This window comes from Aquabacterium sp. (assembly GCF_030652515.1).
GTDB lineage: Bacteria > Pseudomonadota > Gammaproteobacteria > Burkholderiales > Burkholderiaceae_C > Aquabacterium.
The window spans coordinates 1-6,376 of record NZ_JAUSAR010000227.1; the positions used below are offsets into that span (position 1 = coordinate 1).

At 62.0% G+C, this 6,376-nt stretch carries 6 protein-coding genes and 1 pseudogene; all 7 read right to left on the minus strand.

Features of this window, described 5'->3' with window-relative positions; all coding sequences use genetic code 11:
- Positions 1-119, minus strand: a pseudogene (locus Q7V20_RS24110) (protein phosphatase); the annotation flags it as partial.
- 26 nt (positions 120-145) lie between these two features.
- Positions 146-1,792: a serine/threonine-protein kinase gene (locus tag Q7V20_RS24115; protein ID WP_304796835.1), complete on the minus strand. Its 1,647-nt coding sequence runs from the start codon at positions 1,790-1,792 to the stop codon at positions 146-148.
- A gap of 24 nt (positions 1,793-1,816) precedes the next feature.
- Complete coding sequence (locus tag Q7V20_RS24120) at positions 1,817-2,506, minus strand: TerC family protein (RefSeq protein ID WP_304796838.1); 690 nt, start codon at positions 2,504-2,506, stop codon at positions 1,817-1,819.
- Positions 2,507-2,583: 77 nt separating this feature from the next.
- The gene (gene sucD / locus Q7V20_RS24125; protein ID WP_304796840.1) at positions 2,584-3,477 is read right to left on the minus strand and encodes a succinate--CoA ligase subunit alpha; all 894 of its coding nucleotides are present in this window, start codon (positions 3,475-3,477) and stop codon (positions 2,584-2,586) included.
- Positions 3,478-3,507: 30 nt separating this feature from the next.
- Positions 3,508-4,671 (minus strand): ADP-forming succinate--CoA ligase subunit beta, encoded by a 1,164-nt coding sequence (sucC, locus tag Q7V20_RS24130; protein WP_304796843.1) that lies wholly within the window; start codon positions 4,669-4,671, stop codon positions 3,508-3,510.
- 92 nt (positions 4,672-4,763) lie between these two features.
- Positions 4,764-5,237 (minus strand): recombination regulator RecX, encoded by a 474-nt coding sequence (recX, locus tag Q7V20_RS24135; protein WP_304796846.1) that lies wholly within the window; start codon positions 5,235-5,237, stop codon positions 4,764-4,766.
- 25 nt (positions 5,238-5,262) lie between these two features.
- Positions 5,263-6,306, minus strand: a complete 1,044-nt coding sequence (gene recA, locus Q7V20_RS24140; RefSeq protein ID WP_304796849.1) for a recombinase RecA — start codon at positions 6,304-6,306, stop codon at positions 5,263-5,265.
- Positions 6,307-6,376: the final 70 nt, after the last annotated feature.

The window sequence follows — 6,376 nt, forward strand, 5'->3', positions numbered from 1 at the left end:
TAGCCGCCCATGCCGTCGGCCAGCACGGCCACGGTGCAGGACTCGTCGATGGCGATCGAATCTTCATTGTTCGTTCGCACACGGCCGGTGTCGGTCTGACTGAAAAACTCAAACTCCATGGTGCGATTGTCGCTTGATTTGCAACTCAGCCTAGGTCAATGTCAACGTTGGATGCGGACGACACGGCTTGCGCCACCGCCCTCAGATCCTCGGCCATTTGCTGGCCGTTGGCATAGCGGGTGTTCGGGTGCTTTTGTAGCGCCAACGCGACGATGTCGCCCAGGGGACGGGGCAAATCATCGCGCAGATCGCAGACATTGGGCACTTCTTCCTGAGCAATCGCTCGCATTAACTGGGCCATCGAGTCGTTGCGGTACGGCAGGTAGCCCGTGAGCAGCTGGAACAGGCTGACGCCCAGCGAGTACAGGTCGGTGCGGCCATCCAGCGTTTGGCCAGACAGTTGCTCGGGCGACATGAAGGTGGGCGTGCCCAGGACCACGCCGGTGCGGGTGCGCGCGGCATCGGCCACGCGGGCCACGCCAAAATCCATGACTTTGACGCTGCCAGAGGCCAGGTCCACCATGATGTTGGCGGGCTTGATGTCGCGGTGGGTCACACCCCGGGTGTGGGCGTAGGCCAGGGCATCGGCCACGCGGGCCATGACGGGCAGCAATTGCGCCAGCGGCATCAGTTTGGTGGGGTGGGCGTATTGGCTGAGGTCCACGCCATCGACCAGTTCCATGGCGATGAAGGCCAGGCCATCCGATTCGCCTGCGCCGATGATGCTGACGATGTCGGGGTGGTCCAGGCGGCCGGCCATCTCAGCCTCGCGCAGGAAGCGCGCGCGGGCGTCGGCCAGCTCATCCCCTTGGAATTCACGCGCCAGGGCCATGGTTTTGAGGGCTACCTTGTGGTCGGTGACCGGGTCGTAGCCCAGGTAGACCGCACCCATGGCGCCACGGCCGATTTCCTTTTCGACCACGTATTTGCCCAACTGGCGCTTGCTTTCCTCGGGCATGGGCCGCGATGGCACGGTGCCCCAGGTGTTGCTGGCGGCCGCCTGGGCCAGGCCACGGGCGCGCATCAGACGCAATTTGACCTGGCGCCACTCGGGGTCGATGTCGGCCATGTGCTCGTAGACATCACGGGCACTGTGGTAACGCTGGTCGCGCTCGAATGCCTGGGCGATGCCTTCCAGGGTTTCAAGGCAGGCTTCGCGCTGGCCAGGTTCGGGGCGGAATGCCTTGAGGGAATTCCAGGCCTGGTCGGCCGGGCCTTCTTTCAAGGCGTTGAGGGCGTGAGCAACTCGCTGCATGCCTTCGGCAGGCGCAGGCGCTTTCGCTCCATTTTGGCGGGCGGCAGGCGCGGGCTTGACCAAGGTGTCAGCCGCGCTGCGCTGCCAGGTTTGTGGCCGGGTGGTTTGCGAAAAATCGGGCTTGCCCATTTGAGAAGGCAGGGCCGAATCGAAGCCGGAAGGGGGCAGGCTGTCTTCCGCAGAATGAAGGTAGGACAGCACGGTTTCAGGACCGGCATCCGCCCCCGCCGTCAAACGGATGCGGGCGATGGCTTTCTCACGCTCAGCCTCGGTGAGCGTTGAGCTTGAGCGCCGACGCGGCCGGGTGTTCGCGCCCGATCGGCTGTGGCGCCCCCCCTGTTGGGTCGAGGGCCCGAAGGTGGATCGTGCAGCAGGGTTGCGCCGGTTCTGACGCAGCAACCACACCACCAATGCCGCAGCCACCACCAGCAATATCAGGATCAACAGGGGCGCGATCAGGGTGATGTCGGGTGTCATGCTGGGCTTGGATCCTGGTCTTCGTCAGCTTTTTTTTCTGGAAAGCAAGGTGCCCAACCCCAGCACCAGCAAGGCCCCCGCCACGCCTGCGGCATAGCGGTTCACGGTGGTGTCGAATGCATAGGCTTTGAGGGCCGGATCGCCGATCGCCAAGGTGCCTGCGATCCAGCCCAGGAGCATGGCGCCCAGGGTGATGATGAGGGGAAACCGGTCCATGATTTTGAGCACGAAAGTACTGCCCCACACGATGATGGGAACGCTGACCAGCAAGCCGAAAATCACCAGTGACATCTGATGCCCTTCATGGCCCACCCCTTGCGCGGCGCCCGCGATGCCAATGACGTTGTCCACGCTCATGACAAAGTCAGCCACGATGATGGTTTTGATGGCCGCCAACAATTTGTCGCTGGCCTGGATGTTGCCATGCCCCTCATCGTCGGGCACGAGTAGTTTCACACCAATCCAGAGCAACAAGGCCGCGCCCACCAGTTTGAGGTAGGGCAAGGCCAGCAAGGACATGGCGAAAAAGATCAGGATCACGCGCAGGACGATGGCGCCCGCCGTGCCCCAAAGGATGCCCTTGCGGCGCAACTCAGGCGGCAGGTTGCGGCAGGCCAGGGCGATGACCACGGCATTGTCTCCGCCGAGCAAGATGTCGATCATCACGATCTGGCCCACGGCAAGCCAGAACTCGGGTGTCAGGAATGCTTCCATGTCTCTTTACAAATGAAATCAGCCCCGAGTGTAGGGGCTGATGCCGGGTGAGAAAGCACGAACAACGGGATGCCGGATCACAACAGGTTCTTGAGCAGCTTGGCCATTTCAGAGGGGTTGCGGGTGACGGTGAAACCGCACTCTTCCATGATGGCCAGCTTGGCATCGGCCGTGTCGGCACCACCACTGATGAGCGCGCCCGCGTGCCCCATGCGCTTGCCAGCTGGCGCGGTCACGCCCGCGATGAAGCCCACGATGGGTTTTTTCATGTTGGCCTTGCACCAGCGCGCGGCCTCGGCCTCGTCAGGGCCCCCAATTTCGCCAATCATGATGACGGCGTCGGTGTCGGGGTCGTCGTTGAACAGGCGCATCACGTCAATGTGCTTGAGGCCATTGATGGGGTCGCCACCGATGCCCACGGCGCTGGATTGGCCCAGGCCCAATTCAGTCAGTTGCGCCACCGCCTCATAGGTGAGCGTGCCGGAGCGGCTGACCACGCCGATGCGGCCCTTGCGGTGGATGTGGCCCGGCATGATGCCGATCTTGATTTCTTCAGGGGTGATCAAACCCGGGCAGTTGGGGCCCAGCAGCAAGGTTCTTTTGCCACCAGCGGCCTCTTTGGCCTTCATCTTGTTGCGCACTTCCAGCATGTCGCGCACGGGGATGCCTTCGGTGATGCAGATGGCCAGGTCCAGGTCGGCCTCGACGGCCTCCCAGATGGCGGCGGCCGCGCCGGGTGGTGGCACGTAAATGACCGAGACGGTGGCGCCGGTGGCGGCCTTGGCGTCTTTCACGCTGGCGTGGATGGGGATGCCTTCGAAATCTTCGCCAGCCTTTTTGGGGTTGACGCCCGCCACGAAGCAGTTTTTGCCATTGGCGTAGTCACGGCAACCCCGGGTGTGGAACTGCCCGGTTTTGCCCGTGATGCCCTGCGTGATGACTTTGGTGTCTTTGTTGATCAAGATGCTCATGTCGGAATCCTTGTCGTCATCAATGGCAAGTCATTTGGCAACCGCGGCGACGGCAGCCTGGGCGGCGTCGGCCATGGTGTCGCAGCTGATGATGGGCAGGCCCGAATCAGCCAGCATCTTCTTGCCGATGTCTTCGTTGGTGCCTTTCATGCGCACGATCAGGGGCACGGTCAGGTGCACGGCCTTGCAAGCCTGGATCACGCCATCGGCGATGGTGTCGCAGCGCATGATGCCGCCGAAGATATTGACCAGGATGGCCTTGACCTCGGGGTTCTTGAGCATGATCTTGAAGGCCTCGGTGACCTTCTCGGCGGTGGCGCCGCCGCCCACGTCCAGGAAGTTGGCGGGCTCGCCGCCGAACAGCTTGATGGTGTCCATGGTGGCCATGGCCAGGCCAGCGCCGTTGACCAGGCAGCCGATGTTGCCATCGAGCTGGATGTAGGCCAGATCGAACTTGGAGGCTTCGATTTCGGCCGGGTCTTCTTCGTCCAGGTCGCGGTAAGCCACAATTTCAGGGTGGCGGAACAGCGCGTTGCTGTCGAAATTGAACTTGGCGTCCAGCGCAATGATGTTGCCCTTGCTGTCGCGGTTCAGAGGGTTGATCTCGACCAGCGAGGCGTCGGTGTCCATGTAGCACTGGTAGAGCTTCTTGAACACATCGACGGCCTGCGCAGTGGAATCGGCAGGCAGGCCGATGCGGTCGGCGATGGCCTTGGCCTGAGCGTCGCCCAGGCCGGTGAGCGGATCAATGAGCTCGGTGATGATCTTGTCGGGGGTGTCGTGGGCCACCTGCTCAATGTCCATGCCACCTTCGCTGGAAGCGATGAAGGCCACCTTCTGGCTGCCCCGGTCGGTCACCAGGGAAACGTAGTATTCCTGCTGGATGTCAGCGCCGTCTTCGATGTAGAGGCGCCCAACCTTCTGGCCGTTGGGGCCGGTCTGGTGTGTCTTGAGCTGCATGCCCAGGATGTCGCCAGCCAGGCGTTTGACGTCAGCGATGGACTTGGCCACTTTCACGCCGCCACCCTTGCCGCGGCCACCCGCGTGGATCTGGGCCTTGACGACCCAGATGGGGCCGCCGAGCTTTTCAGCGGCGGCCACCGCCTCGTCCACCGAGAAAGCCGGGATGCCCTTGGGCACCGGCACGCCAAATCGGCTCAGGATCTCTTTGCCTTGGTACTCATGAATCTTCATGGGCTGACTCGCGGGATGGTTGCGTGGGGCGCGGCAGTTGACAACCTTACTGCAGCGCAGCAATCAGAATAGCACCACCTTTTGCAGGATGCTCATGCTTCGTTCGGGTCTTCCGTGTCAGAAGACCCACGCACGACCTGCCGAATGACATCGCCCGAGAAGCCGCGCCCCGCCAGGAAGCGCATCTGCTTGGCGCGCTCTTGTGGTGTCTCGGCCACTTGACCGTAGCGGCGCAGCCACAAAGCCTGCGCTCGCTGTAACTCGGTGTCTTTCAAACCGGACAAGGCGGACCGCACGGCTTCGTCAGGCAATTGGTGCCCGTTCAACTCAAGCCGGATGCGGGCTGCGCCATACCGCGCCGCCTTGCGGTGGACCACCGATTCGACAAAACGCTCGGCAGACAGCCAGCCGCGAGACTCCAGGTCGTCTAGCACGCGGTCGATCTCAGACGGATCTTCGGCATGAGGCTTCAGCTTGCGCACCAGCTCAACACGTGAATGCTCACGCGCCGAGAGGTATTTCAAAGCCCTGCCCTTGAGGGACAGGGTTGATCCGCGTGTCGCCACCGTGGACCTCAGCCATGCACCCGGTTTATTCAGCGCTTGCGGCAGGCGCCTGCAAAGCCACACCCAGCGATTCACGGATCTTGTTTTCGATCTCGTGCGCCAAAGCGGGGTTTTCACGCAGGAATTCGCGTGAGTTGTCCTTGCCTTGGCCGATTTTTTCGCCCTGGTAGGCGTACCAGGCGCCGGATTTGTCGACGATCTTGGCAACCACGCCCAGATCGATCACTTCACCTTCGCGGCTGATGCCTTCACCGTACAGGATGTCGAACTCTGCCGTCTTGAAGGGAGGCGCCACCTTGTTCTTGACGACCTTGACGCGGGTTTCGCTGCCGATGATTTCTTCGCCCTTCTTGATGGAGCCGATGCGACGGATGTCCAAGCGCACCGAGGCGTAGAACTTCAGGGCATTGCCGCCAGTCGTGGTTTCAGGGCTGCCGAACATCACGCCGATCTTCATGCGGATCTGGTTGATGAAGATGACCATGCAATTGGTCTTCTTGATGGTGGCGGTGAGCTTGCGCAGGGCCTGGCTCATCAGGCGGGCTTGCAGGCCGGGCAGGGAATCGCCCATTTCACCTTCGAGTTCAGCCTTGGGGGTGAGCGCGGCCACCGAATCGACAATGATCAGATCAACCGAACCAGAGCGCACCAGTGCATCGACGATTTCGAGGGCCTGTTCGCCGGTGTCGGGCTGGGAGATCAGCAGGTCTTGCAGGTTGACGCCCAGCTTTTGCGCGTATTGGGCATCCAGGGCGTGCTCGGCGTCGATGAAGGCACAAACGCCGCCTTGCTTTTGCATTTCAGCAGCGACTTGCAGGGTGAGCGTGGTCTTGCCCGAAGATTCTGGGCCGTAGATTTCGACCACTCGGCCACGGGGCAGGCCGCCCACGCCCAAGGCGATGTCCAGACCCAGCGAGCCGGTGGAGACGACCTGGATGTCGTCGATGACTTCGCCTTCGCCCAGGCGCATGATCGAGCCCTTGCCGAACTGCTTTTCAATCTGGGCCAGGGCCACTTGCAGGGCTTTGGCTTTTTCGGCGCTCAGGGCGGACTTTGCGGTGGCTTCCATTCAGGTGTCTCCGATGGGTGTGAATTGATGAATTGCCGCCATTATGACAAAAGCTGGATGGATGTACAGT

What these genes read in the sequence shown, in the direction of transcription:
- Q7V20_RS24115 (WP_304796835.1), bottom strand. Translation starts at nt 1,792, where the DNA reads ATGACACCCGACATCACCCTGATCGCGCCCCTGTTGATCCTGATATTG.
- Q7V20_RS24120 (WP_304796838.1), bottom strand. Translation starts at nt 2,506, where the DNA reads ATGGAAGCATTCCTGACACCCGAGTTCTGGCTTGCCGTGGGCCAGATC.
- sucD (WP_304796840.1), bottom strand. Translation starts at nt 3,477, where the DNA reads ATGAGCATCTTGATCAACAAAGACACCAAAGTCATCACGCAGGGCATC.
- sucC (WP_304796843.1), bottom strand. Translation starts at nt 4,671, where the DNA reads ATGAAGATTCATGAGTACCAAGGCAAAGAGATCCTGAGCCGATTTGGC.
- recA (WP_304796849.1), bottom strand. Translation starts at nt 6,306, where the DNA reads ATGGAAGCCACCGCAAAGTCCGCCCTGAGCGCCGAAAAAGCCAAAGCC.